The sequence below is a fragment of the Streptomyces sp. NPDC002566 genome, assembly GCF_042889585.1.
Classification (GTDB): Bacteria; Actinomycetota; Actinomycetes; order Streptomycetales; family Streptomycetaceae; genus Streptomyces.
Genome location: NZ_JBIARD010000001.1, coordinates 1,298,151 through 1,322,413, shown reverse-complemented (window position 1 = coordinate 1,322,413; position 24,263 = coordinate 1,298,151). Strand labels below are relative to the sequence as shown.

The 24,263-nt window shown below is 73.6% G+C and carries 21 protein-coding genes and 1 pseudogene; 12 read left to right on the top strand and 10 right to left on the bottom strand.

Annotated features, from left to right (window positions below; all coding sequences use genetic code 11):
- Positions 1 to 158 precede the first annotated feature (158 nt).
- Positions 159 to 3,254, bottom strand: coding sequence for a glycoside hydrolase family 2 TIM barrel-domain containing protein (locus ACFYXA_RS05820; protein WP_389028429.1), 3,096 nt, complete (start codon positions 3,252 to 3,254; stop codon positions 159 to 161).
- Positions 3,255 to 3,524: 270 nt separating this feature from the next.
- Here ACFYXA_RS05820 and ACFYXA_RS05815 point away from each other — a divergent pair, with 270 nt between their 5' ends.
- Together ACFYXA_RS05815 and ACFYXA_RS05810 are read left to right on the top strand one after the other, a co-directional pair.
- Positions 3,525 to 6,044, top strand: coding sequence for a SpoIIE family protein phosphatase (locus ACFYXA_RS05815; protein WP_389028426.1), 2,520 nt, complete (start codon positions 3,525 to 3,527; stop codon positions 6,042 to 6,044).
- A 132-nt stretch (positions 6,045 to 6,176) separates the two neighbouring features.
- The gene (locus ACFYXA_RS05810) at positions 6,177 to 7,433 is read left to right on the top strand and encodes an SLC13 family permease (protein WP_352247578.1); all 1,257 of its coding nucleotides are present in this window, start codon (positions 6,177 to 6,179) and stop codon (positions 7,431 to 7,433) included.
- Positions 7,434 to 7,472: 39 nt separating this feature from the next.
- Here ACFYXA_RS05810 and ACFYXA_RS05805 read toward each other — a convergent pair whose 3' ends face one another.
- Positions 7,473 to 9,596 carry an RICIN domain-containing protein gene (locus ACFYXA_RS05805; protein ID WP_389028423.1) on the bottom strand — a complete coding sequence of 708 codons (2,124 nt, stop codon included), beginning with the start codon at positions 9,594 to 9,596 and terminating at the stop codon, positions 7,473 to 7,475.
- Positions 9,597 to 10,117: 521 nt separating this feature from the next.
- Between ACFYXA_RS05805 and ACFYXA_RS05800 the strand changes: the two genes are divergently transcribed.
- Entirely contained in the window at positions 10,118 to 10,738 is a 621-nt protein-coding gene (locus ACFYXA_RS05800; RefSeq protein ID WP_389028420.1) for a LysE/ArgO family amino acid transporter, read from the top strand.
- Positions 10,739 to 10,876: 138 nt separating this feature from the next.
- Positions 10,877 to 11,326: a nitroreductase family deazaflavin-dependent oxidoreductase gene (locus tag ACFYXA_RS05795; RefSeq protein ID WP_352247448.1), complete on the top strand. Its 450-nt coding sequence runs from the start codon at positions 10,877 to 10,879 to the stop codon at positions 11,324 to 11,326.
- Between the two features lie 56 nt (positions 11,327 to 11,382).
- On the opposite strand, the gene ACFYXA_RS05790 is transcribed toward ACFYXA_RS05795, so the two are convergent.
- The gene (locus tag ACFYXA_RS05790; protein ID WP_352247579.1) at positions 11,383 to 12,300 is read right to left on the bottom strand and encodes a cation diffusion facilitator family transporter; all 918 of its coding nucleotides are present in this window, start codon (positions 12,298 to 12,300) and stop codon (positions 11,383 to 11,385) included.
- Between the two features lie 287 nt (positions 12,301 to 12,587).
- On the opposite strand from ACFYXA_RS05790, the gene ACFYXA_RS05785 reads away from it, so the two are divergent.
- Both ACFYXA_RS05785 and ACFYXA_RS05780 read left to right on the top strand, forming a co-directional pair.
- The gene (locus ACFYXA_RS05785; protein ID WP_389028417.1) at positions 12,588 to 13,607 is read left to right on the top strand and encodes a glutathione S-transferase family protein; all 1,020 of its coding nucleotides are present in this window, start codon (positions 12,588 to 12,590) and stop codon (positions 13,605 to 13,607) included.
- A 57-nt stretch (positions 13,608 to 13,664) separates the two neighbouring features.
- Complete coding sequence (locus ACFYXA_RS05780) at positions 13,665 to 13,961, top strand: DUF4235 domain-containing protein (RefSeq protein WP_352247450.1); 297 nt, start codon at positions 13,665 to 13,667, stop codon at positions 13,959 to 13,961.
- A gap of 75 nt (positions 13,962 to 14,036) precedes the next feature.
- On the opposite strand, the gene ACFYXA_RS05775 is transcribed toward ACFYXA_RS05780, so the two are convergent.
- Positions 14,037 to 14,429, bottom strand: a complete 393-nt coding sequence (locus tag ACFYXA_RS05775; protein WP_352247451.1) for a VOC family protein — start codon at positions 14,427 to 14,429, stop codon at positions 14,037 to 14,039.
- A gap of 178 nt (positions 14,430 to 14,607) precedes the next feature.
- Here ACFYXA_RS05775 and ACFYXA_RS05770 point away from each other — a divergent pair, with 178 nt between their 5' ends.
- Positions 14,608 to 14,970, top strand: a complete 363-nt coding sequence (locus ACFYXA_RS05770) for a DUF1304 domain-containing protein (protein WP_352247452.1) — start codon at positions 14,608 to 14,610, stop codon at positions 14,968 to 14,970.
- Positions 14,967 to 15,530, top strand: a complete 564-nt coding sequence (locus ACFYXA_RS05765; RefSeq protein ID WP_351099891.1) for a TetR/AcrR family transcriptional regulator — start codon at positions 14,967 to 14,969, stop codon at positions 15,528 to 15,530. The genes ACFYXA_RS05770 and ACFYXA_RS05765 overlap by 4 nt, the downstream gene beginning before the upstream one ends.
- Positions 15,531 to 15,542: 12 nt before the next feature.
- Here the strand turns inward: ACFYXA_RS05765 and ACFYXA_RS05760 are convergent, their stop codons facing one another.
- Positions 15,543 to 16,658 carry an NAD(P)-dependent alcohol dehydrogenase gene (locus ACFYXA_RS05760; protein WP_352247453.1) on the bottom strand — a complete coding sequence of 372 codons (1,116 nt, stop codon included), beginning with the start codon at positions 16,656 to 16,658 and terminating at the stop codon, positions 15,543 to 15,545.
- A gap of 37 nt (positions 16,659 to 16,695) precedes the next feature.
- A complete protein-coding gene (locus ACFYXA_RS05755) occupies positions 16,696 to 18,150 on the bottom strand; it encodes an aldehyde dehydrogenase family protein (protein WP_389028412.1) in 1,455 nt (484 codons plus the stop codon).
- A 104-nt stretch (positions 18,151 to 18,254) separates the two neighbouring features.
- Between ACFYXA_RS05755 and ACFYXA_RS05750 the strand changes: the two genes are divergently transcribed.
- Positions 18,255 to 18,692, top strand: coding sequence for a MarR family transcriptional regulator (locus ACFYXA_RS05750; RefSeq protein ID WP_352247455.1), 438 nt, complete (start codon positions 18,255 to 18,257; stop codon positions 18,690 to 18,692).
- A gap of 224 nt (positions 18,693 to 18,916) precedes the next feature.
- The gene (locus tag ACFYXA_RS05745) at positions 18,917 to 19,297 is read left to right on the top strand and encodes an anti-sigma factor antagonist (protein WP_352247456.1); all 381 of its coding nucleotides are present in this window, start codon (positions 18,917 to 18,919) and stop codon (positions 19,295 to 19,297) included.
- Between the two features lie 57 nt (positions 19,298 to 19,354).
- Here ACFYXA_RS05745 and ACFYXA_RS05740 read toward each other — a convergent pair.
- A pseudogene (locus ACFYXA_RS05740) lies at positions 19,355 to 20,306 on the bottom strand (ribose-phosphate diphosphokinase).
- A 248-nt stretch (positions 20,307 to 20,554) separates the two neighbouring features.
- On the opposite strand from ACFYXA_RS05740, the gene ACFYXA_RS05735 reads away from it, so the two are divergent.
- Both ACFYXA_RS05735 and ACFYXA_RS05730 read left to right on the top strand, forming a co-directional pair.
- Positions 20,555 to 21,217, top strand: a complete 663-nt coding sequence (locus tag ACFYXA_RS05735; RefSeq protein WP_352247458.1) for a DUF4230 domain-containing protein — start codon at positions 20,555 to 20,557, stop codon at positions 21,215 to 21,217.
- Positions 21,218 to 21,300: 83 nt separating this feature from the next.
- The gene (locus tag ACFYXA_RS05730) at positions 21,301 to 21,936 is read left to right on the top strand and encodes a VanZ family protein (protein ID WP_352247459.1); all 636 of its coding nucleotides are present in this window, start codon (positions 21,301 to 21,303) and stop codon (positions 21,934 to 21,936) included.
- A gap of 21 nt (positions 21,937 to 21,957) precedes the next feature.
- Here the strand turns inward: ACFYXA_RS05730 and ACFYXA_RS05725 are convergent, their stop codons facing one another.
- The 3 genes from ACFYXA_RS05725 to ACFYXA_RS05715 all read right to left on the bottom strand — a co-directional run bounded on the left by ACFYXA_RS05725 (position 21,958) and on the right by ACFYXA_RS05715 (position 24,161).
- On the bottom strand, positions 21,958 to 22,194 hold the full coding sequence (locus ACFYXA_RS05725) for a hypothetical protein (protein ID WP_352247460.1): 237 nt from the start codon (positions 22,192 to 22,194) through the stop codon (positions 21,958 to 21,960).
- Positions 22,195 to 22,249: 55 nt separating this feature from the next.
- Complete coding sequence (locus ACFYXA_RS05720) at positions 22,250 to 23,266, bottom strand: DNA topoisomerase IB (protein WP_352247461.1); 1,017 nt, start codon at positions 23,264 to 23,266, stop codon at positions 22,250 to 22,252.
- A gap of 85 nt (positions 23,267 to 23,351) precedes the next feature.
- Positions 23,352 to 24,161 (bottom strand): SDR family oxidoreductase, encoded by an 810-nt coding sequence (locus tag ACFYXA_RS05715; RefSeq protein ID WP_389028408.1) that lies wholly within the window; start codon positions 24,159 to 24,161, stop codon positions 23,352 to 23,354.
- Between the last annotated feature and the right edge of the window lie 102 nt (positions 24,162 to 24,263).

The window sequence follows — 24,263 nt, the reverse complement described above, 5'->3', positions numbered from 1 at the left end:
GATCTCCTGGGCTCCTCGGGGGAGCGCGTCCTCCACAACGGGTGGGAGCGCTCCCAACGACGGTCGCAGGACATGTTTGTTGGAGTCATGACACCCCGTCAACGGTCCGGACGGGACGTGTTGCTCGGGCGCAGCCGTCCCGCCCTCACTCGCGGGGCCTACGCCTCCAACTTGCTGATACGCACGGCTCCTCGCGCCTCGCCGGGGTGAGCGCTGGTCAGGGTGAGCCGCAACCGGGAACCGGTCACCGCGCCGAAGGTGATCACGGTGGGCTCGTCGGAGACCTGGGCCCAGTGGACGGCCGCGCCGGACACCGGCCGGTACCGGCGGCCGTCCCAGACCTCGACGGCGATCGCGGCGGGCAGGCTGTGCGCGGGCCCGACGGTGAACGACGCCTCCACCCGGTCGAAGGTCCGCGTCCGCCCCCAGTCCACCGACACCCAGTCCCGCGCCCGGGCCTGGCCGAAGGCCGGCAGCAGTGCGGTGGCCGCCTTGAGGAACGCGTTGGACCAGCCGGTGGCCGGGTCGCCGTCCAGCATGGCGGCGGGCAGGGTGTCCGGCCGGCCGGAGTAACTGGCGTCCGCGTGGGGGTGGTTCAGCGGCGCTGGGTGGTCGGGGGCGAAGACGGCGGCGGGGGTGGTCGCGGCCGAAGGGGCATGCGTGGTGCGGACGGTGGCCGCGCCCCGGCCCAGACCGTCCACGCGCGCGGTCACCTTCAGCGTGCCCGGCTTCGCACCCGACCGGAGGATGGCGAGCGCCTTGCCGCAGAAGGCGGTCCGGGTGCGGGCCTGGTAGCGCTCGGCGCTCTCCTGGCGCCCGTTGTCCACGCCGGCGAGGGAGCCCCCGCTCACCTCGAAGGAGATCAGGTGCTCGGCGTCGGGCACGACCACCCCGCGCGCGTCGACGATCTCCGCGGTGACGAAGACCAGCGAACGGCCGTCGGCGGGCAGGGACTCGCGGTCGGGGGTGAGCCGGACGGCGTGCGGAGCCCCGGCGGTGCGCAGCACGTCGGTGGCGACGGTCTTGCCGTCCCGGCGGGCCACCGCCTTGAGCTCGCCCGGTACGTAGGGGACCTTCCAGGTCAGGTGCAGCTTGCCCGCGCTGCCGTTGGGGCTGGTGTAACTCCCGGGCCAGGGGCCGTCGGTGAAGGTCTTGTCGTCGCCGGTGGCCTCGGTGGTCTCCAGGTACTCCCGCCCGTCGACGGTCCTCTTCGTGTCGAACTCCCTGACGCCCAGCGACCGTCCGTCGAGGAACAGCTCCACGCTCGGGACGTTGGCGTACGCCCACACCTCGACGGTGTCGCCCTCCTGGTGGTTCCAGGTCATGGGCAGCAGGTGGACCATCGGCTCCTTCGTCCACTGGCTGCGGAAGAGGTGGTACATGTCCTTCGGGAAGCCCGCGGTGTCGACCGCGCCGAAGAACGACGCCTTGACGGGGAACACGTCGTACGGGGTGGGCTCGCCGATGTAGTCGATGCCGGACCACAGGAACTGCCCGGCGAACCACTTGCGGTCCCGGTCCTTCTTGTGGCCGTACTCGCCGCTCATCGTCCAGGGGGCGAGGTTGTTGTCGTAGGAGGAGACGGCCCGCCGGCCCGGGGTGTGGTTCTCCCCGGTGTTGAGGTGCTCGGGCTCCTGGTACACCCCGCGCGTCGAGGTCTGCGAGGAGGACTCCGACTCGAAGAGGAACAGCCGCGGGTAGCGGGCGTGCAGGGCGTCCACCGACTTGGCGGTGTTGTAGTTGAGGCCGAGGCCGTCGAGCTTGGCGAGGATCAGGTCGGCGGGCGAACCGGGGGCGGGCACGCTGCGGTGCCGGTGGGAGCCGATGACGACCGGGCGGGTGTCGTCGTACGCCTTGACGGCGGCGATGAGCCGGTCGGCGATGGGCAGGCCGGCGGCGGAGGTGAACTCGGAGATCTCGTTGCCGATCGACCACATGACGACGGCGGGCGAGTTGCGGGCGGCCAGCACCATCTCGGCGACGTCGCGTTCGGCCCACTCGTCGAAGAACCGGCCGTAGTCGTAGCGGGTCTTGGGGGTCTTCCAGCAGTCGAAGGCCTCCACCAGCATCACGATGCCGAGTTCCTCGCAGATCCCGATCATCTCCGGGGAGGGCGGGTTGTGGGAGGTGCGGAAGGCGTTGACGCCCATCGACTTCATGATCGTCATCTGCCGGCGGATCGCGTCGGCGCTGACGGCGGCGCCGAGCGCGCCGAGGTCGTGGTGCAGGTCGACGCCCCTGAGCTTGGTGTGGACGCCGTTGAGGTGGAAGCCCTCGTCCGGGTCGAAGCGGCAGGTGCGGATGCCGAAGGGGGTGCGGTAGACGTCGGTACGCCGGCCGCCGACGCGCAGCTCCGTCTCCAGGGTGTAGCGGTGGGGAGCGGCGAAGTCCCACAACGTCGGTTCGGAGATGGCGAGTTCGTGGTCCTCGCCGGCCTTGTCCACGACGGCGACGGTGGAGGACGCGCGCGCCACCGTGCGGCCGTTCGGGGCGAGGACGCGGGAGATCACCTCCACGTCCGCCCGCGCCCCGGAGGCGTTGACGACGTCGGTCCGCACCCGGACCAGGGCCCGTTCCGCGGAGACCTCGGGGGTGGTGACACGGGTGCCCCAGCGGGCCACGTGGATCGGTTCGGTGACGATCAGGCGGGCCTCGCGGTAGATGCCGCTGCCGGAGTACCAGCGGCTGCTGGGCAGCTGGTTGCGCACCTCGACCGCGAGCACGTTCTCGGTGACGCCGTCGGTGTGCGCGAGGTCGGTGAGGTCGAACGCGAAGCCGGTGTAGCCGTAGGGGTGACGGCCGAGCTCCGTGCCGTTGACGTAGACGCGGGAGTCCATGTAGACGCCGTCGAACTCGACGGAGATCCGCTTGCCCGCGCAGGCCGGCGGCAGGGTGAAGGCGAGCCGGTACCAGCCGAGGCCGCCGGGGAAGAAGCCGGTCCCGCTGGTCGTGCCGTGCTCGGTCGTGGGGGTCTGTTCGATGCTCCAGTCGTGCGGGACGGCCACCCGCCGCCAGCCGGAGTCGTCGTGGCCCGGGTCGGCGGCGTCGTCGTACCCCCCGCTCGGGTCGGTGACGCCGCCCGGGTTCACCAGGGCGAACCGCCAGCCGTCGCGCAGCGGGACGGTGCGGCGCCCCGCCTGGTCCGCGCCGCCTGTGGCGGCTCTGGCGGCATGGCAGGCGGAGGTGGCGAGGACCGCGCCGGCGACGGGCACCGCCGTGGAGGCGAACAGAACCGATCTGCGAGTGACCGTCATGGCGACTGTTCTCCCTCATCAGGAACCAGAAGTACGCACAAATGATCGTCAGCAAACAGAATCTGATTACTTTCGACGGCCGTCCGTCAAGAGCGCCGCTCGGGCCGTCCGTCCGCCGGCCCCCAGACGCCGGTCGTTCGGCGGGATCGGCCCCCGACCACTCCCTCCGTGAGCGGACGGGCTCCCCCGCCCTGCCCGGGACACAAGCACTAAGGTGGAACCGAAGTGGCGCGCCTGTTCACCGTGAGTGTCCGCGATGGAGTGGGGACGATGAGCCCGGACTACCCGTTCGACGATGCCTCGACGGCGCGGGCGGTCATCCACGAGGACGGCACGCTCACGGACTGGAACGAGGGGGCGCGTCTGCTGCTCGGCTACGAGCGCTCCGAGGTGGTCGGCCGCCCTGCCGCCGCCCTGCTGGCCGATGATCCGGACGACGGGGAGGCCCCGGCGGGCGATGACGACCCGGCGGACCACGTAGGCGCGGCCCGCGCGGGAGACGATCCGGCCGACGGCGGTGGTCCTGCGGGCAGTGGCCCGACGGCCGGCCGAGGCGAGGCCCCGCGGCCCCCCGGGCCCGGCGAGGCCCGCTGGAGCGGCACCCTCGCGCTGCGCCACCGCGACGGCGGCACCGTGTCCGTCTGGGTCCTCGCCCACCGCAGACCGCACACGGACGACGCCCCGGCCACCTGGCTCGCCGTGGCCCCGCTCGCCGACGGCTTCCCCGCGCCGGAGGACGACGACCTGGTGCGGTCCGCCCTCGCCCAGTCCCCGTGCGCCACGATGGTCTTCGACGAGCGGCTGCGGCTGCGCGGCATCAACGACGCCATGTCCGGCCTGGTCGGCCTGCCCTCCGCCCGCATCCGGGGCCTGCGCGCCCCCGACATCACCGACCGCCCGGAGAGCGCGGAGATGGAGAGCCGGATGCGTCTCGCCCTCACCACCGGCGAGCTCCAGGAGATGCACTCCTTCATGAAGGCCACCGGCGAGGACCGTGCGCACGCCTGGCTGGCCAGGATCGCGCCGCTCACCGACGCCTCTGGGCGCACGCGCGGGGTGTGCGTCACCGCGCACGACTTCACCGACCACTTCCTCGCCCGCGAGCGGCTCCAGCTGGTCAACGAGGCGAGCGTGCGCATCGGCAGCACCCTCGACGTCACCCGCACGGCACAGGAGCTGGCCGAGGTGTGCGTGCCGGCGCTGGCCGACTTCGTCAGCGTCGACCTGCTCGATCCGCAGGAGCACGGCGGGGAGGCCGTCGGCCCGCTGTCCGCGCCCGTCCATCTGCGGCGGGCCGCCCACCACTCGGTCAACCCGGGCGCCCCGGAGGCCGTGGTCGCGCCGGGCGACGTGGACGTCTACCCGGAGGCCTCCCCTCAGGCCGCCTCCCTGCTCGCGGGCCGCGCCGTCGTGGCCGGCCGCCCCTCAGGCGACCTCGCCGCGTGGCTGTCCTGGGACGCCAGGCGCTCCAGCCGCATCGCCGAGTACGGCATCCACGCGACGATGTCGGTGCCGCTCCAGGCCCGGGGCACCACCCTCGGCGTCGCCGTCTTCACCCGCTTCCGGCGCCCCGACCCGTTCTCCCCCGACGACGTGCTGCTGGCCGAGGAGGTCACCGCCCGGGCCGCCGTCTGCATCGACAACGCCCGCCGCTACTCACGCGAGCGCGAGACCGCCCTGACCCTGCAGCGCAGTCTGCTGCCCCGCACACTGCCCCGGACCGCCGCCGTCGACGCCGCCTCCCGCTATCTGCCCGCCAACCGCGCCGGGGTCGGGGTCGGCGGCGACTGGTTCGACGTGATCCCGCTGTCCGGGATGCGGGTCGCCCTGGTCGTCGGCGACGTGGTCGGACACGGCATCCAGGCCTCCGCCACCATGGGCCGGCTGCGCACCGCCGTGCGCACCCTCGCCGACATCGACCTCGCGCCCGACGAACTGCTCACCCACCTCGACGACCTGGTCCTGCGGCTCTCCGAGGAGGCCGGCGGCGAGGGCGGCGGCCCCGGCGAACTGGGGGCGACCTGCCTCTACGCGGTGTACGACCCGGTGTCCCGGCGCTGCACCCTGGCCCGGGCCGGCCACCCCCCGCCGCTGCTGCTGCCGCCCAAGGGCACGCCGCACCGCGTCGACCTGCCCGCCGGGCCCCCACTGGGCCTGGGCGGGCTGCCCTTCGAGTCCACCGAGCTGTCGCTGCACGAGGGCTCGGTGCTCGCGTTCTACACCGACGGCCTGATCGGGCCCCGTACCGACGGGCCGGACAGCGGTCACGAAGCCCTCGGCGACGCCCTCGCCGGGCACACCGAGTCCCTCGACGAGACCTGCGACCGCGTCCTGCGCGCCCTGCTGCCGGGCGGCGGCGCCGCCGACGACGTGGCCCTGTTGCTCGCCCGCACCCGGGGGCTGCCCGCGTCGCAGGTCGCCACCTGGGACATCCCCGCCGACCCGGCGCTCGTCGCACCGATCCGCAAACAGGTCGTGGAGCAGCTGGACCGCTGGCGGCTGAGCGAGGCGACGTTCACGGCGGAGCTGGTGGTGAGCGAGCTGGTCACCAACGCCATCCGGTACGGGGCGCGTCCCATCCGGCTGCGGCTGATCCACGACGCGGCCACGCTGATCTGCGAGGTGTCCGACAACAGCCACACCGCGCCGCACCTGCGCCGGGCGAAGACCTGGGACGAGGGCGGCCGGGGGTTGCTGCTGGTCGCGCAGCTCACCCAGCGCTGGGGCAGCCGGCACACGGCCGAGGGGAAGACGATCTGGGCGGAGCTGAGCCTGTTCGACGAGGAGTGAGACACGACGGCGCCGGGTTGGCCGGGGCGCCCGGTCCACCCCCGGTCTCGAAGTCCGGGCGTTTGGCATGTCCTTTACCCGGGCCTGTTTGTATGGCGGGGCACCCTCTCGACCACGCCCCGGAGAACCGCCCTGAACGCCCCGCTCGCCGTCGTCCTGTCCGTCACCCTGCTCGTCGCCTCGCTCACCTGGGCCGTGCTGCGCCCCGCAGGCCGCTCGGAGGCCCTGGTCGCGGTCCCGGCCGCGGCGCTCGCGGTCGTGGCCGGGGTGATCTCCCCGCAGCACGCGCTGGCGGAGGCGGAGCGGCTCGGGCCGGTGGTCGGGTTCCTGGCGGCGGTGCTGGTGCTGGCGCACCTGTGCGACGTCGAGGGCCTGTTCACGGCGTGCGGGGCGTGGATGGCCCGCCGGGCGGCCGGCCGTCCCCGGCGGCTGCTGACGGCCGTGTTCGTGCTGGCCTCGGTCGTCACCGCGGTGCTCAGTCTGGACGCCACCGTGGTGCTGCTCACGCCTGTGGTGTTCGCCACCGCCGCCCGGATGGGGGTGCGCTCCCGGCCCCACGTCTACGCCTGCGCGCATCTGTCGAACACGGCCTCGCTGCTGCTGCCGGTGTCCAATCTGACGAACCTGCTGGCGTTCACGGCGAGCGGGCTGAGCTTCACGCGGTTCGCCGCGCTGATGACGCTGCCCTGGCTGGTGGCGGTGGCGGCGGAGTACGCGGTGTTCCGGCGCTTCTTCGCCGCCGACCTGCCGGCTGCCGAGCCCGCCCCCGACGAGGGCCCGGCGCCCGAGGTGCCGCTGTTCGCGCTGATCACCGTCGGCTGCACCCTGGCGGGCTTCGTGGTGGCGTCCGCCGTCGGCCTCGAACCGGTGTGGGCGGCCCTCGCGGGCGCGCTGGTCATGGCCGGGCGGGCGCTGGCGCGGCGGCGCGTCACGCCGGCGGCGGTGGTGCGGTCCGCCGCGCCGGGGTTCCTGGCGTTCGTGCTGGCGCTCGGGGTCGTGGTGCGGGCGGTCGTCGACCATGGGCTCGCCGACGCCCTGCGGCGCGTCCTGCCCGACGGTTCGGGTCTTCTCGCCCTGCTGGGCCTGGCCGCGGTGGCCGCGGTCCTGGCGAACCTGATCAACAATCTGCCCGCGGTGCTGGTCCTCGCGCCGCTGGCCGCCCCGGCCGGGGCGGGGGCGGTGCTCGCGGTGCTGCTCGGGGTGAACATCGGCCCGAACCTGACGTACGCCGGGTCGCTGGCGACGCTGCTGTGGCGGCGCGTGGTGCACGGTCACGAGGAGCGGGTCGCCGTCGGGGAGTTCACCCGGCTGGGACTGCTCACGGTGCCGGCCGCGCTGGTCCCGGCGGTGGTGGCGCTGTGGGCGTCGGTGCGGGTGCTCGGCGTCTGAAGCCCCTTGGCGGGCGGGCGCCCGGCGCGGAGGTCGGCCTCAGCGGCGCCAGTCGTTCGTGCCGCCGCCCCATGGGCCGCCGCCCCATTGACCGCCGCCGTAGCCGCCGGAACCGAAGCCGGTTCCTTGGTCCTGTCCGCTGCCGTACCAGTACCCGCCTCCGTGACCACCCCAGCCCTGGTCACCCGATCCGCCGGCGCCGGGCCATCCGGGACCGCCGGTGCCGCCGCTCGGCGGGCACGAGTACCAGGGCTGCCGGCAGGAAGCGCCGGCGGAACCGGTCTGCGCGGGCTTCCCGGCCGGGGCGGACGGCTCGGCCGAGGGCGACTGCTGCTTCGAGGCGGAGGGCTTCGGGGTGGAGGACGGCGATGGGGCCGGGGTCTTCGCCGCCTTGCGCGTGCGGAGCGCGTCGGAGGTGTCGGCGAGGGTGCTGCCGTCGGCGTCCCAGTTGACGATCTGCATCTGCGGGCCGGGATGCGAGCTGTCGATCACCCAGGCCTGGGCGGTGCCGTCCGCGCGGTTCTTCAGGACCACCGCGCCCGATCCGTCGGTGGCGGCGGGGGCGAGGGCGAGGTTCTGGTTCCCGCGCGGGACGAGGATGCCCTGGAGGGTGAAGTCGTAGCGGACGTTCTTGGCCTCCGGCGCGGACGCGGCCACGCACGGCGACAGCCGCACCGAGAAGCCGAGCTGGGAGTCGAGGCACAGACCGGGGCCCGCGGTGCTGCGCAGCAGTCCGTCGGTCTCGTACGTCCACTGCTGGTCGGCGGCGGACGAGCAGACGGCGAGCTGCGCCTCGGCGCCCTGGACGGCCTTCCCGCCGGCGATCCCGATGCACAGCCCCGACGACGCGTTGTACAGCCGGCCGCGCAGGGTGCCCTGGGCGACCCGGTCGGCGCCGGCCAGCGACGGGTCGGCGGAGTCGGTGTCCGGGGCGGAGGAGCGGCCGGGCTCGTCGCCGGCGACCGGGTCGGTGTCGTCCCCGCCGGTGGCGGACCAGATGACCAGCGGCAGTACGGCCAGGCCGCTGACCGTGAGGGCGGCGACGGCGAGGTTGCGGCGGCGGACGCGGCGGGCCGCCTTCAGCGCGGAACGCCGGGAGACGGCGCGGCGGTTCGCGGGCATGAGGTCGGTCCCGGGCGTGCGCTCCTGTGCCGCGGGGTCGGGGGCGGCCGTGGAGGGGGCGCCGTCGGTGAACGGGTCGACCGGGGACACGAAGGGCGCGGCGGACCCGGCGGGGGGCTCGGCGGGCACGGGCGGCACGGCGTAGGAGTCGTCCGTGAAGGCCTCGCCCACGATCATCGGGGGCCGCGGGCGCTCGGGCGCCGGGGCGGGCGCGGGATTCGTCCTCAGCTCCCGGTACTCCCCCGCGGCCCAGCCCAGCACGCCCTCGGCGAGCGCGGCGCCCAGGTCGGCCTCGAACTGGCCGAGCTGGTCGGCGGTGTGCGCGCAGTGCCGGCAGCGGTCGAGGTGGCCGCGCAGGTCCGGGTCGACGTCGACGCCGCCGCGGCGGCAGGTGACGTCGAGCAGCCGGTCGTAGCGGTGGCACTCCTCCTCGACGGCGAGTTCGCGGTGGACCTGGAGGCACTCCTCGCGCAACCGCTCGCGGGAGCGGCGCAATTCGATGCGGGCGCCGTCCTCCTCCATGCCGAGCAGGGCGGCCGGGGAGGCGAGGGGCTCGGCCTCGGCCTCGGCGTGCCAGAGCAGGCAGCGGGCGGTCTGGGGCAGCCGGTGGAACGCCCGGGAGAGCAGCCGCCGGTTCGGCGGCGGGAGCAGACGGGCGGCGAGCTGTTCGGTGTCGCCCTCGGCGGCGCGCAGTTCGGGGTGGAGCAGGTCGCGGCGGCCGTCGGAGTCCCACTCGGCGGCGATGCGGCGCACGGTGACCAGCAGGTAGGGGCGCCAGGCGGCGGTGGGGCCGTTCTGCCGCAGGGTCTCGCCGAAGAGGCGGGTGAAGGCGGCCGTGGTGAGCATGCCGGCGGCGCGCTCGCCGGCGGCGCAGAGCCGGGCGTAGGCGATGGCCGCTTCCCAGTGCCGGTCCAGCAGTTCACCGACGGGGTGCAGGGCTGGGGACGCCCCCGCCCAGTTCTTCAGCTCGGCGCTCAGCTGTTCGTCCGTCACGTCGAGGCGCCGCGCCGAAGAAGAACTCGACAGGCCTTCGTCTTTCACGGCGGCGTTCCTCCGGGAGGGGGCATACGGCATCAGGTCCATACCGGCGGGTACGGGACCCCGCCGTGGGGGTGACGGGATGCTCTCGCTCAGGATTCGGTGTCTGCGGCGTCCGCGGGACGGAACTCTTTCGAAGACGTGGGGAGGACGGTGAGACACCTCGTGCGCACGTGGGGAAATCGCTTCCGTGCGCCGACAGGGCACACCTTTGCACAGGCGGACCAGGCAGAACAAGTGATCCAACTGTTCCTGTCCGGCTCGGGCGTTCACACCGGCTTGACGCACCGTCAACGGGTCGTCCGCGGCTTGTCCGCATTCGGGTCGCTTCCTCTGGCGCCGCCGCGACGGGCCGGGGGTGCGACGACCACGGACGAAAAGTGCTTGCCGCCGGTTCGCGGACCGGCTCATCATCGGGCCATGTTCTCGCTCTCAGCCCCTCTGCCGCTGTCGTCCGCCGCCGCTCGTCCGGTGCGGTCCCAGCAGCAGCCCGGGCGTCCCCGGAGGTCCGATCCCGCGCGCCCGTGACGGCCGCGCTCGTCGCCGGCCTGGTCGCGGGGTACGGCATCGCCGTTCCCGTCGGCGCGGTCGGGACGTACCTCGTCTCCCTCACCGCACGGACCTCCCTGCGCACCGGGGTGTGCGCCGCGCTGGGCGTCGCCGCCGCCGACGGGATCTACGCCCTGCTGGCGACGGTGGGCGGCTCCGCCGCCGCCGTGGCGCTGCGGCCGGTGCTGACGCCGCTGCGCTGGGCGTCGGCCGTCGTGCTGCTGGCGCTGGCGGCGTGGAGCGCGGCGACCGCGATACGCCGCTACCGTGCCCACCGTCTCGCCGTCCGGTCGGACCCGCCCCCGCCGGGCCCGGCGCGGGCCTTCCTGAGCCTGCTCGGCATCACCCTCCTCAACCCGACCACGGTGGTCTACTTCGCCGCGCTGGTCCTCGGCGCCGGCGCGCAGGACGCCGTTCGGCCGCTGGAGCAGGGCGTGTTCGTGCTGGCCGCGTTCGCCGCGTCCGCGAGCTGGCAGGTGCTGCTCACCGCCGGCGGCGCCCTGCTGGGCCGGGCGCTGACGGGGCGGCGCGGCCGGCTGGCCACGGCGCTGGCGTCCAGCGCCGTGATGACGGTGCTGGCGGTGCGGATGCTGTGAGGAGTGAGCCCGCGCGGACGCGGTACGGATGAAACGCCGCGTCAATGGTGTTGCGATGGGATGCGGCGCGTGCGGGTCCGGCGGCTGTGCCGGCCGGCACGACGACACGACCGAACGCGAGCGAAGGGGACGGATGCCATGCCTCTCGAAGGCGAGTACGAGCCCAGCCCGACGAAGTGGGTGCGCGACCAGGTGGAGCTGTACGAGAGCTCCGGCGGCACGGAGGGGACCACGCTGCAGGACACGGGGAGGCCCGTGATCGTGCTGACCACCCGGGGCTCGAAGAGCGGGAAGATCCGCAAGACGCCGCTGATGCGGGTCGAGCACGAGGGGCGTTACGCGGCGGTCGCCTCGCTCGGCGGCGCGCCCAAGCACCCGGTCTGGTACCACAACGTCAAGGCCGATCCCCGGGTGGAACTCCAGGACGGACCCGTCAAGCGGGACATGAGGGCCCGTGAGGTCACCGGTGAGGAGAAGGCCCGGTGGTGGGAGCGGGCCGTCGCCGCGTATCCGCCCTACGCCGACTACCAGGAGAAGACGGACCGGGAGATCCCCGTCTTCGTCCTGGAGCCGACCGACGGCCACTGATTCGAAAAAACCTGCCCCGGGCGCGCATGGACGCGTCCGGGGCGGGCACGCGAAGGTCAGGCCCCGCCGCGTTCCCCCGTCGCGGCGGGGCTTTCCGCTGCCTCACGGGCGAGACGGTCGGTCACGTCGAGGAAGATCTGGTCAGCCTCCGGGACCGTACGGGCGATGGACCTCTTGATGCGCACGGCGACCTCTTCCACCTGCTCGCTGTCCAGCCCCGGCGCCAGGTCGACGCGGGCCGCCACCAGGGCGGAGTCGAGTCCCGTCTTCATGGTGAACAGCGCCTCGACGCTGTCGATCTCCGGCTGCGCCTGGAGCAGCGCGCAGATGCGGGCGCCGGTCTGAGGGTCGGCGGCCTCGCCGATCAGCTGGTCGCGGGCCTCCCGCCCGAGGCGGTAGGCGACGAACACCAGCAGCACGCCGATCGCGAGGGAGGCGCAGGCCTCCCAGACGACCTGCCCGGTGACCATGTGCAGGACCATGCCGAGCGCGGCCAGGACGACGCCGAGCACCGCGGTGCCGTCCTCGGCGACGACCGTGCGCAGCGCCGGGTCGCGCAGCCCGGCCTTGCCGCCCTGCCGGCGCACCTGGTGCAGGGCCCGCAGCAGCGAGGCGCCCTCGGCGAGCAGGGCGAGGCCGAGGACGGCCAGGCCCGCGACATAGCCGCTGAACTTCTCCTCCGTGCCGGTCCTGAGGGCTTCGACGCCCTGGTAGAAGGAGAAGCAGCCGCCCATGACGAAGATGCCGACGGCCGCGAGGAGCGACCAGAAGAAGCGTTCCTTGCCGTAGCCGAAGGGGTGGCGCCGGTCCGCCGGGCGGCGGCTGCGGCGCAGGGCGGCGAGCAGGAAGACCTCGTTCAGGCTGTCTGCGACGGAGTGCGCCGCCTCCGACAGGAGGGCCGGCGAGCCGGCGAGCAGACCGCCCACGGCCTTGGCGATCGCGATGACCAGGTTGGCCCCGAGGGCCACCAGCACCGTGACGCGTGTCCTGCGGTCCGCGGCCTGCTCCGCCCGGGTGCCGCCGCTCGCCGCCTCGTCGGCTGCCTGCGCGGGCCTTTCCGCCGCCTCGTTCGCCGTCGCGCCGCTCGTGGCCGCGCCGCTCTCGCTCTCCCCTTCGCGGGCTGTCCGTGGTGTGTCGTGTTCGGAGGGTGTCCCAGTCACCCAACGGCGGATGCCCCGGCCGGTCGGGCTCACACCGTGCCGTCGGCGGAAATCGGGGAACGCGTTGGAAGGGCACGCACGCACCACGAACTGGAGGAACCATGAGCGGCGGGGGCGACGGGAACAGCGCCTTGGGGCGCAAGACGTTCACCCGGTCCAAGAGCCACTTCGCGGACCGCGTCACCGCGGACGGCCGGGACGGCTGGCCCGTGGAGGCCGGCCGGTACCGTCTGGTCGTCAGCCGCGCCTGCCCGTGGGCGAGCCGGGCGGTGATCTCACGGCGGCTGCTGGGCCTGGAGGACGCGTTGTCCCTGGCGATCGCCGACCCGATCCAGGACGACCGCAGCTGGCGGTTCACCCTGGACCCCGACGGCCGCGACCCCGTCCTCGGCATACGTCACCTCAGCGAGGCCTACGAGAAGCGGGAGCCCGGCGCGCCGGGCGGGGTGAGCGTGCCGGCGGTCGTGGACGTCCCGAGCGGGCGGCTGGTCACCAACGACTACCAGCGCATCACCCTCGACCTCGCCACCGAGTGGACCGCCCTGCACCGGCCGGGCGCACCCGACCTCTACCCCGAGGCGCGGCGCGACGAGATCGACGCGGTCATGGCCGAGGTGTACGAGGACGTCAACAACGGGGTGTACCGGGCGGGTTTCGCGACCGGGCAGGCCGAGTACGAGGAGGCGTGCGCCGGTGTGTTCCGGCGGCTGGACCTGATTGCGTCGCGGCTCGCCGGGCAGCGGTACCTCGTCGGGGAAACGATCACGGAGGCGGACATACGGCTGTTCACCACGCTGGTGCGGTTCGACGCGGTGTACCACGGCCACTTCAAGTGCAACCGCTGGAAACTGGCGGAGAATCAGGTCCTGTGGGCGTACGCCCGGGACCTGTTCCAGACGCCGGGGTTCGGCGACACCGTCGACTTCGACCACATCAAGCGGCACTACTACCAGGTGCACACCGGGATCAACCCGACCCGGATCGTGCCGCTCGGCCCGGACCTGTCCGGCTGGCTCACCCCGCATCACCGTCAGGAGCTGGGCGGGCGCCCGTTCGGGGACGGAACGCCGCCCGGACCGGTGCGCGCCGGCGAGGAGGTGCCGGCGCAGGGCAGGCCCTGAGCCCGCCGGCCCCTCCCCCACCCCCCTCATCCCACCCCATGGCACAAGGAGGCACACGTGAGCAAGAAACAGAAACTCCCCCTCGTCTACCAGCCCGTCGGTTTCGTGGTCGGCTGGGCGAGCGGCGCACTGGCGGGGCTGGCCTTCCGCAAGGTCTGGAAGGCGATCCGGCACGAGGACGACGCCCCCGACGCCCTGGACCAGGACCGCGGCTGGGGGGAGGTCCTGCTCGCCGCGGCGATCCAGGGCGCGATCTTCGCCGCGGTGCGCAGCGCCGCCGACCGCACCGGCGCGAAGGCCATCGAACGGTCCACGGGCGTGTGGCCGGCGAAGGAGAAGGGCGGCCGCGACTGAGGCCGCCCGGCCCGCTTCCCTGATCCGGCGTGATCCTGAGGCGGTCCGCCCCGGAAGGTTCAGGGGCGGACCGCCTCACCCCTGTTTGGGGGCCGTGGAGGGCACCCGGCGCAGGGTGAAGGAGTGTCCCGCCGGGTCGGCGTAGCCGCGCTCCTCGTACGGGCCCGGCGCGCCCTTGGCGTCCAGCGGGCGGCCGCCGAGCCCGACGACCTTGCGCTCCGCCTCGTCGAGGTCGTCGACGAGGAAGTCCAGATGCGCCTGGAGGGAGTTCTCGGGGCGGGGCCAGCTGGGCGGGGTCGCGTTGACGTCGCGGCGGAAGGCGAGCCGGGTGCCCCCGGCGCCCCGGATCTCCACGCGGTTGGCGGTGACGTCGGTCTCCTCCGCGTCCAGCAGCCCCTTGTAGAACTCGGCGAGTTGCTCGGGCTCGGCGCAGTCGAGCACCACGACCCCCGCTTTCACCAGTGCCATGTCTCCTCCGCAGGTATCGGACCGGGGACGGTCCCGACCCGCCCCCCGAAACCCCCGGATACCCCGCGCTCCCGTGTCGTGCACGTCACTGGTCCCCGCCGGGTTTCCTGGACAGGTGTCCATCTATTGTGGACACCTGTCCAAGAGTCGACTGAACGCGTCGGAGACGAGGAGAACGATGGAAACCGTTGCGCAGGTGCTGGTCGGGCTGGTCGCCGCGCTGCACTTCTACATCCTGGTGCTGGAGATGTTCCTGTGGCAGAAGAAGCCGGGGCGGGCGCTGCACGGGTTCGACGCGGAGATGGCCCGGGCCACCGCCCCGATGGCCGCCAACCAGGGCCTCTACAACGGGTTCCTCGGCGCGGGCCTGGTCTGGGGGCTGATCGCCGCCGATCCGACCGGCTTCGGCGCTCAGGTGTTCTTCCTCTCCTGTGTGATCGTGGCGGGCGTCTACGGCGCGGCCACGGCCAACCGCCGCATCCTGGTCGCGCAGGCGCTGCCCGGCGCCCTCGCCCTGGCCGCCGTCCTCGTCGCTCGATGACCCGCGGCGAGCCCGAGGACCCGCGGGCCGCCCGCACCCGGTCCAGGCTGCGCGCCGCGCTGCTGGCGGAGTGCGCGCTGCGCCCGCTGGCGGAGGTGGGCGTGGCCGCGCTGGTGCGGCGGGCGGGGGTGGGCCGCGCCACCTTCTACGTGCACTACCCCGACCTGGAGGCGCTCGCGGTCGACGCCTGCGCCGACGTCGTCCGCGAGGCCGTGGAGGCGCTGCACTCCTGGCAGGGGCGGCCCGACCCGGTGCGGGCCCCGGCGGCGCTCGCGGAGTTCTTCGCCTCGCTCACCCCGCACGCCGCGCTGTACCGCGCCCTGTTGTCCCCGGGGGGCGGCGGGCCGCTCGGTCTGGTGCTGCACCGGGACCTGCGGGAGTACAGCCTGCGGGAGCGGCAGCGGGCGGGCGCGGCGGACGCGCCGCTGGTCGCCTCGGCCGTGGCGGCGACCTTCGCCGGCGTGCTGGCCGACTGGCTCCACGGCCTCCTGGAGGCCGGGCCCGCGGAGATCGCCGACCAGGTGTGGCAGTTGCTGGTGGCCCTGCACGCCAGCCGCTGACCCGGCCGCGGTTCAGGGGCGGTTGAAGGTCAGGACCGGCTTGATGGTCTTGCCCTCGGTCATGTCCCGCACCGCCCGGCCGATGTCCTCGAACGCGTAGGTGCCGATCAGACGGTGCAGCGGAAGCCGGCCCGTCTTGACCAGTTCGACGAGGGCCGGGATGAACGTCTGGGTCTCGCTGTCGCCGAGGGTGAGACCGACGACGCGCTTGCCGCCGAGCAACCCGTTGACGTCGAGGGCGACTTCGGTGCCGAACGGCGGAGCGCCGACGACGACCAGGGTGCCGCGGGCGGCGAGTGCGTCCACGCCCCGACGGAGCACGCCGACGTTGCCGGTCGTCTCGACCACGCCGTCCGCGCCCCGGCCGCCGGTGATCCCGGCGATGGACTCCGCGAGGTCGGCGGACCCGGGGTCCACTGTGTGGGTGGCGCCCAACTCCCGCGCGAGTCGCAGGCGTTCGGCTATCCGGTCGACGGCGACGACGGTGGTGGCCGGGGAGAGCGCCGCCGCCATGACCGCCGACAGACCGACCGCGCCGGCGCCGAGGACGACGACCGTGTCGCCGGCGGCCGGCTGCAGCACGTTCCAGACCGCGCCGACTCCGGTCTGAACTCCGCAGCCGAGCGGGGCGATCGACGTCAGCGGCACGTCGGGGTCGACCTTGACGAGGCTGCGCTCGTCGGCCAACGCCCGTTCGGCGAAGGAGGACTGGCCGAAGAAGTGGCCGCCGAGGGGTTCGCCGTCCCGGCCGAGGGTGCTGCTGCCGTCCGCGCGGCGGCCGCCGAGGAGGTTCAGCGGCAGCCATGCGGAGCAGTAGGCCGGATGCCCGCCATGGCAGTTGCGGCAGTCGCCGCAGGAGGTGAAGGACAGCACGACATGGTCGCCGGGGGCCACCCGGGTGACGGCCGCACCGACCGCCTCCACCACGCCGGCGCCCTCATGGCCGAGGACCCCGGGCAGCGGGAAGGGCAATCCGCCGCTCGCCACGCCGAGGTCGGTGTGACACAGGCCGGCGGCCACCAGACGGACCACCGCCTCGTGCGGTCCGGGGTCGTCGAGGACGACGTCGCAGAGGGTGAAGGGCGCGCCGCCGGACTCGACGACGGCGGCGCGGGTGGTGAGGGGCATCGGGCGAACTCCCTTGATTCATCCAGCCGTTGGCAGGTCAGCCCAGTGAGACGACGACGGACTTGACCTTGGTGTAGGAGGCGAGCGCCTCGGGGCCGTACTCGCGTCCGAAACCGGAGTCCTTGACGCCGCCGAAGGGGACGGCGGGGTCGAGCATCGCCCAGTCGTTGACCCAGACGATGCCGGCCTGGAGCCGGTCGGCGACCCGGTGGGCGCGCGCCAGGTTGCTGGTCTGCACGCCCGCAGCGAGCCCGTACGGCGTGGAGTCGGCGAGCGCGACGGCCTCGTCCTCGGTGTCGAAGGGCTGGACGGTGAGGACCGGGCCGAAGATCTCCTCCTGGACGACCCGGGAGTCGCCCGGCAGGTCGGCGATGACGGTCGGCTTGTAGTAGTAGCCGCCGTCGAGGTCGAGCCGCTCACCGCCGCAGACGATGCGGCCGCCCTCCTCGCGGGCGAGGGCGACGTACTTCTCCACCTTGTGCAGGTGCCGCTCCCCCGCCATGGGGCCGACCACGGTCTCCGGCTTCCGCGGATCACCCACCGGGACGCCGGGGACGGCCTCGGCGAGGATGTTCAGCAGGGTGGCGTGGACCGGGCGGGCCACGAGCAGACGCGGGCCGCCCATGCAGAACTGGCCGGTGTTGAAGACGAAGCCCTTGATGATCGCGGCGACGGCGTTCTCCAGGTCGGCGTCCTCGAACACGATGTGCGCGGCATTGCCGCCGAGTTCCATGGTGACGGGCTTGAGGGACTCCCCGGCGACGCTCGCGGCGTGCCGGCCGACCGCGGTGGAGCCCGTGAAGGCGATCTTGTCGACGCCGGGGTGGCGCAGCAGGGCCTCGCCGGCGACCGGGCCGGCGCCGGTGACCACGTTGACCACTCCGTCCGGGACGCCGGCGCGCTGGAGCAGCCCGGCCATGTACAGGGCGCTGAGCGGGGTCTCGTCGGCGGGCTTGTGGACGACCGTGTTGCCGGCGGCGAGGGCGGGGGCGAGCTTGGACCCGGCCAGGATCAGCGGGAAGTTGAACGGGGTGATCGCGGCGACCACTCCGAGGGGGCCGCGCTTGGTGTACGCGTGCGCGTTGAGCGGTACGTCGCGCGTGGCGCCGTCCAGCGCGAAGGCGAGGGAGGCGTAGTACTCGTAGTCGTTCGCGGCGTTGGTGACGTCGACCGCGTGGGCCAGGGTGATCGGCTTGCCGACGTCGAGGCTCTCGAGCCGGGCGAGCTCGTCGGCCTCGGCGCGGATCAGTTCCGCCACGCGGTACAGCACGCGCCCGCGCTCCCGGCCGCTGAGCCCGGACCAGTGCCCGGCGTCGAAGGCCTCGCGGGCCGCGCGCACGGCGGCGTCGACGTCGGCGGCGCCCGCCTCGGCGACGGTGGTCACGACGGCGCCGCGGGACGGGTCGACCACCTCGGTGCGCGCCCCGTCGGCGGCCTCGCGCCACCGTCCGCCGATGAAGAGCCGGCCCGGGTCGATCTCGAAGGTGGTCATCGCCGCTCCTCAGCATCGTCGCCAAGTTTTCAAGTAACAGGATTCCTGTTGATGCGCAGTCTCTTCACAGACAGGTTTCCTGTCAATGCTCTAGGCTCCTCCTCATGGCCGGCATCCGGACGACCAAGACATCCCCGTCCCTTCTCTACATGGTGAAGCAGGTGGAGCTCGTCGTGCGCTCCCGCCTGGACGAGCTGGTCAGGCCGTCCGGGATCACGGCGTTGCAGTACACCGCGCTGACCGTGCTGGAGCGGCACGACGGACTGTCGGCGGCACAACTGGCGCGGGATTCCTTCGTGACCGCCCAGTCCATCGCCGATCTGGTGCGCTCTCTGGAGAGCCGGGGCCTGGTGCGCCGCGAGCGCAACCCGCGCAACCGCCGGGAGCTGCTGATCCTGCTCACCGAGGAGGGCCGGGCGCTGCTGGCACGGTACGAGGGGCCGGTGCGGGAGCTGGAGGAGCGGATGGTGCGTGACCTCACGGCGCACCAGGGCGAGCAGTTCCGCCTGGCACTGTCCAAGGCGTGGCAGGCCCTGTCGTAGCACGTCGTCCGCCGCGCGCCCGCGTACGCCCCCTTTCCGACCACCTTCGCTCACGGCGTGACCAAATCCGCGCAGAATCGGTTGCAATTCGAAGACATATGTCAATCGAACATGCTGGAATTCACTCCATCGGGGGTAACTTGCTGGGGCGGGGAACTGCTGTGCGCTCCCCCGCCGTTGGAGGCTCCCGACCGGTGGAGCGCGGTGTTGGAGGCGATGTCGTCGTGCAGCAGGAACCCACCGCGGACACCCCGCATCTGCGCGTCCGTGAGGACCGGGGGTACACGGTGCTGGAGTTCCGGGGAGAGATCGACCTCCTCGCCGCGACCGAGATCGGCCCGCACCTCGACGCCGCCACGGCGTCGCCCGGCCCCCGGGTCGTGATCGACCTGAGCGGGATCGAGTTCTTCGACTGCTCCGGGCTGCGCCTGCTGTACCGCGCCCGCGGCCGGGTCGTGGACCGCGGCGGGCATCTGCACCTCGTCTGCGCCCACCCGCTGACCCTGCGCGTCCTGCGGGCCACCGGCCTGTCGCGGCTGCTGCCCCCCGCACCGACCCTGGACGCCGCCCTGGAACGGCCCGGGGCCGCCTCCGGTTCGTTATGACCCTGCGGACCACCCTCGGCATGCCCTCCCGGGCACCCTCGAACGCGCCCCCGCCCGTCAGTCCCGCGGCCCCTCGAACAGGGCGCTGACCGACTCCCCGTTGTGGATGCGGCGCACGGCCTCCGCGAGCGCCGGCGCGATGGACAGGATCCGCAGCTTGTCCGTGTGCTCCTCGGACGGCACCGGCACGGTGTTCGTGCACACGATCTCCAGCACGTCGGGCTGCTCGCTGAGCCGCTTGAGCGCCCCGGCCGCGAACAGGCCGTGCGTACAGGCCACGCGGACCGACCGCGACCCCAGCTCCCTCAGCCGGTCCAGCAGTTCCAGCACGGTGCTGCCCTTGGCGATCTCGTCGTCCAGGACGATCACGTCCCGCCCCGCGACCTCCCCGATCACGGAACTGATGCTGACCCGGTCGTCCGGATAGCGCTGCTTGGCGCCGGCCGCCACCTGGGCGCCGATCATCCGGGCGAAGGCGGCGGCCTCCTTGGCGTTGCCCAGGTCGGGCGAGACGACGGTGGTGCGGGAGAGGTCGTGACGGCGGAAGTGGGCGGCCAGCTCGCGTCGGGCGTGCAGATGGTCGACCGGCATTCGAGAAGAAGCCGTGCACCTGCGGGGCGTGCAGCGTCATGGCGAGGACGCGGTGGACGCCGGCGGCGGCCATCAGGTCGGCGACCAGCCGCCCGCCCAGCGAGATACGGGGCGCGTCCTTCTTGTCGGAGCGGGCGTAGGAGTAGTGGGGCATCACCACGGTGATCCGGCCGGCGGACGCGCCACGGGCCGCGTCGCACATCAGCAGCAGCTCCACCAGATGCTCCTGCACGGGCCTGACCAGGGGCTGGACCAGGAAGACGTCCCGCTCCCGGCAGTTGGCCTGGAGCTGGACCTCCAGGCAGTCGTTGGCGAACCTGCTCACCCGCGTGGGGCTCAGGGGGACGCCGAGATGGGCGCAGACCTCGGCGGCCAGCTCGGGATGGGCGCTGCCGCTGAACACGGAGATGTCTCGCACGATCGGCTCCTCGCATGACCTCGGTCCGGCGGGCTCTCCTGCTCCGATCTCACATGCTGACGGATCTTCCCCGCCCCGTCATCCTCACGGTCCCGTGAGGCGGGACACCTCCCGGACGGGCGCCGCGCGGACTCCCTCAGGGCCCGCTCGCCCGCCGTACGCCGCCCCCCTTCGTCACAGCTCCTCAACAACGCCGTCTGACACGGGGATTGGCGGGCATCCGGTGAGCAGGAAGGAGGAGCGTCGACATGACGACTTCCATCAAGAGCGCGCCCAGGCGCATGCCCGGCTGGGCGAAGGCGCTCACGGCCGTCGTGGTCGTGCTCGCCGTGATGTTCGCCGGGATCCGGCTGAGCCTGCTGCCAGGACTGCGGGACTTCTTCGGCACCGAGACCCGGGACCGGACGGGCCCCGCCCTGCTCCAGTCCATCCAGGACATGAGCCGCTACGAGGCCGCCTCGGGCAACTTCCAGGTCGTGGTGGACCTGGAGAAGGACGCGAAGTTCCTGCCCGACGCGGTCCGCGGCACCCGCACCCTGTACGTCGGGGCGGGCACCGTGGACGCCTACGTCGACCTCGGCCAGGTCGGCGACAAGGACGTGACGGTCGACGAGGACCGCACGTCGGCGACGCTCCGGCTGCCGCACGCGCGGCTGGGCACCCCGGCCCTCGACCCCGACCGCTCCTACGCCGTGTCCAAGCAGCGCGGCCTCCTCGACCGCCTGGGCGACCTGTTCTCGGACAACCCCAACGGCGAGCAGGCCGTGCAGAAGCTGGCGGTCAAGCACATCGGCGACGCGGCGAAGGACAGCGGGCTGACCGCGCGCGCCGAGGCCAACACCACCGACATGCTCCAGGGCCTGCTGCGCTCCCTCGGCTTCAAGGAGGTGCGCGTCTCCTACGGCGCCTGACCTCGGGCGGGACCGGCGGCATTCTCGGATCGTTCGCGGGTAACCGCGCTATCACGCAGCGAAGTTGAAGACTGGAGGACCGCATGGCACGGGCAGCTCTCTCTCCGCGGACCGCCGCCGAGCGCGCGCGGAGCATGTTCCGCCTGCGCACCGCCGGATCCGGGAAACCGGCGACCGCGGCGCCCCCGGCGCGTCCGGAGCCGGCGCAGCGGACGGAGCGGCAGGAGCGGAAAGCCGGGCGTCGGTCCCGGCCCGAGCGCCGGCCGCTGCCGCTCCCGCTGCGGGCCCTGGCCATGCTCGCCGCCTTCGCGTTCATGGTGGGCTTCGCGGTCGTGCTCGCCCGCCTCACCCTGGAGCCCTCCCCCGCCTCCGAGGCGCTCATCCACACCAACATGAAGCCGGGGCGCTCCCTGCGCGCCTACCTGGACCAGCCGGAACTGCGCGACGCGGTGAAGCAGATCGGCGGGAACCTGCTGCTGGGCGTGCCGTTCGGCGTGCTGGTGCCGGTGGTCGCGCCGCAGACGCGCGGTGTGCTGCGCGTGCTGCTGCTCACGGCGACGGTGATGCTGCTCGTGGAGTGCGCGCAGGGCGCGCTGGTGACCGGACGCGCCTTCGACATCGACGACGTCATCCTCAACACGACCGGCGCCCTGATCGGCTACCTGCTCATCGGGCGGCGGATGAGCCGGGCCGTGCACGCGCGCGTGCGGCGCGCCTGACGCCCGCGGCGGTGGCCGGGGTCAGCGCGGCGACCAGGTGTAGCGGTCGCCGCCTACCCAGCGCACCACGTCCGGGTCGTCCAGGTCGTGGACCGTGACGCCGAACGCGGCGGCTGTCTGCAGGACGTCGGTGACGGTCCTCGCCTCACCGACCACCTGGCCGTCGATTTCCACGATGCGGAACGGCGACGTGCCCGGCTGCACTCCGAGCACCGTCACCCGCGGGTGGGAGATGTAAGGGCTCGCACTTTCGGTCATGACATCGAGAGTAGAGCGACACCGACCGGCGTGAGGTGTTGGATCACGCTCCGGTTCACGCTTCGAGCAGCTCCAGCACCGCCGCCTCGACCCCGCCCTGCGTCGCCGGCCGTCCGAAGTCCCCGTGCTCGCCCAGCCGGGTGAGCGCCGGGGCGACGGTACGGCCCTGGTCGAAGAGTTCGAAGAGGCGCGGGTCGATGTAGGAGGCCCGGCACACCGCGGGGGTGTTGCCGAGGTACCGGCTGACCTCCCGCACGGCCCGCGCGGTCTGCCGCCTGCGGGCGGCGGCGGTGGCACGGGCCTCCCCCGTGGTCACCGAGAGGGCGACCGCGGCGAGCACCGTGGCGTGCCACGTGCGGAAGTCCTTGGCGGTGATCTCGGTGCCGGCCAGCCGCCGCAGCGCCTCGTTGAGGTCGCCGCCGTGCAGGTCGTGCCAGCCGCCGCCCTCGTAGAAGGCCAGCAGCCGGTCCCCGCCGCGGCGGCGGCGCAGCAGCGCGCGGACCACGGCGTGCGCCTGGTCGTCCACCAGGGCGCGGACCATCTCGGCGCCTCCCTTGGCGGGGAAGCAGAACGCCAGCTCGCCGTGGCCGCAGGTGACGTGCTCGCGCAGCATCGTCGTCAGGCCGTACGTCTCGCTGGCGCGGGTGTGCCGGTCGCTGCCGATGCGGAAGAAGCCGAGGTCGAGCAGGCGCACGGCGCAGGCGGTGACCCGGGCCCGGCTCAGGCCGCGCCCGGTGAGGTCGGCGCGGACCTGTGCGCGCAGCTCGGGCAGGGCGCGGGCGACCTGGCGGACGTGCTCGTGCTTGGCCTGCTCCTGCCGGGCGCGGAACAGCTCGTGGTACAGGTACTGGCGGCGGCCGGCGGCGTCGGTGCCGACGGCCTGGAGGTGGCCGTTGGGCCAGGGGCTGATCCACACGTCGCGCCAGGCGGGCGGGATGGTCAGAGCGCGGATGCGCTCCAGGTGCCCGGGGTCGGTGACGGGGTCGCCGCGCTGGTCCCGGTAGCGGAAGCCGCGGCCGCAGCGGACCCTGCCGAAGCCGGGTCGGTCGCTGTGGCTCGTGCGCAGTCTCATCGGAGTTCTCGCGTTCTCCTCGCGGCGCCCCGGACGCCTCCCGGCGCGCTCTGCGCCGCCCGGCGAGGCGCCCCGGCGCCGCGGCTCAGGGGCGGCGCCATGCGTCGCTCTCCAGATGGGACCCTGCCTGCGGCCCCATCCGCAGCATGCCGCCGTCCACGCTCCACGAGGCACCGGTGACGTACGAGGCGTCGGGCCCGGCCAGGAAGGCGATGACGGCGGCGACCTCTCGGGCGTCGCCGGGGCGGCCCAGCGGGACGCCGGGGCGGTCGACGGCGTGCACGTCGGCGTCCTTCTGCCCGGTCATCGGCGTGGCGATCTCACCGGGCGCGACCGCGTTGACGGTGATGCCGAACTCGGCCAGCTCCAGCGCCATCACCTGGGTGAGCAGTCCGAGCCCGCCCTTGGCGGCGCAGTAGGGGGCCGCGCCGACCCGGGGCTGGTGCTCGTGGACGGAGGTGACGTTGACGATCCGGCCGCCGTCCCCCTGCCGGATCATGTGCCGCGCCGCCTTCTGCCCGCACAGGAAGGGCCCGACCAGGTCGACGTCCAGCACCCGGCGGACGTCGTCGAGTTCGAGGTCGAGGAACGGGGTCATGGTGCCGGTGCCGGCGTTGTTGACGAGCACGTCGACCCGGCCGAGCCGGTCGCACAGCTCGTCGACGGTGCCGGCCGCGGTGGGCAGCCGGGTCAGGTCCAGCTGGGCGACCGCCGCCCGCCTGCCGTGCGCCCGCACCTCCTCGGCGGTCTCCTCGGCGCCCTTGAGGTCGGTGTGCCAGGTGATGCCGACGTCCATCCCGGCCTCGGCCAGGCGTACGGCGGTGGCCCGGCCGATGCCGGAGTCGGCGCCGGTGACCAGGGCCACCCTGGGACGCGGTGCGGTCGGAGCGGTCATCGGCGGCCTCCTCGGGATCGCGCGCGGGCGTCGGGGCTGGGGAGGCCGCAGTACCCGGGTGCGTACGGGACAAACCGCCGGGGCCCGCGGTGCGGGCCGGGC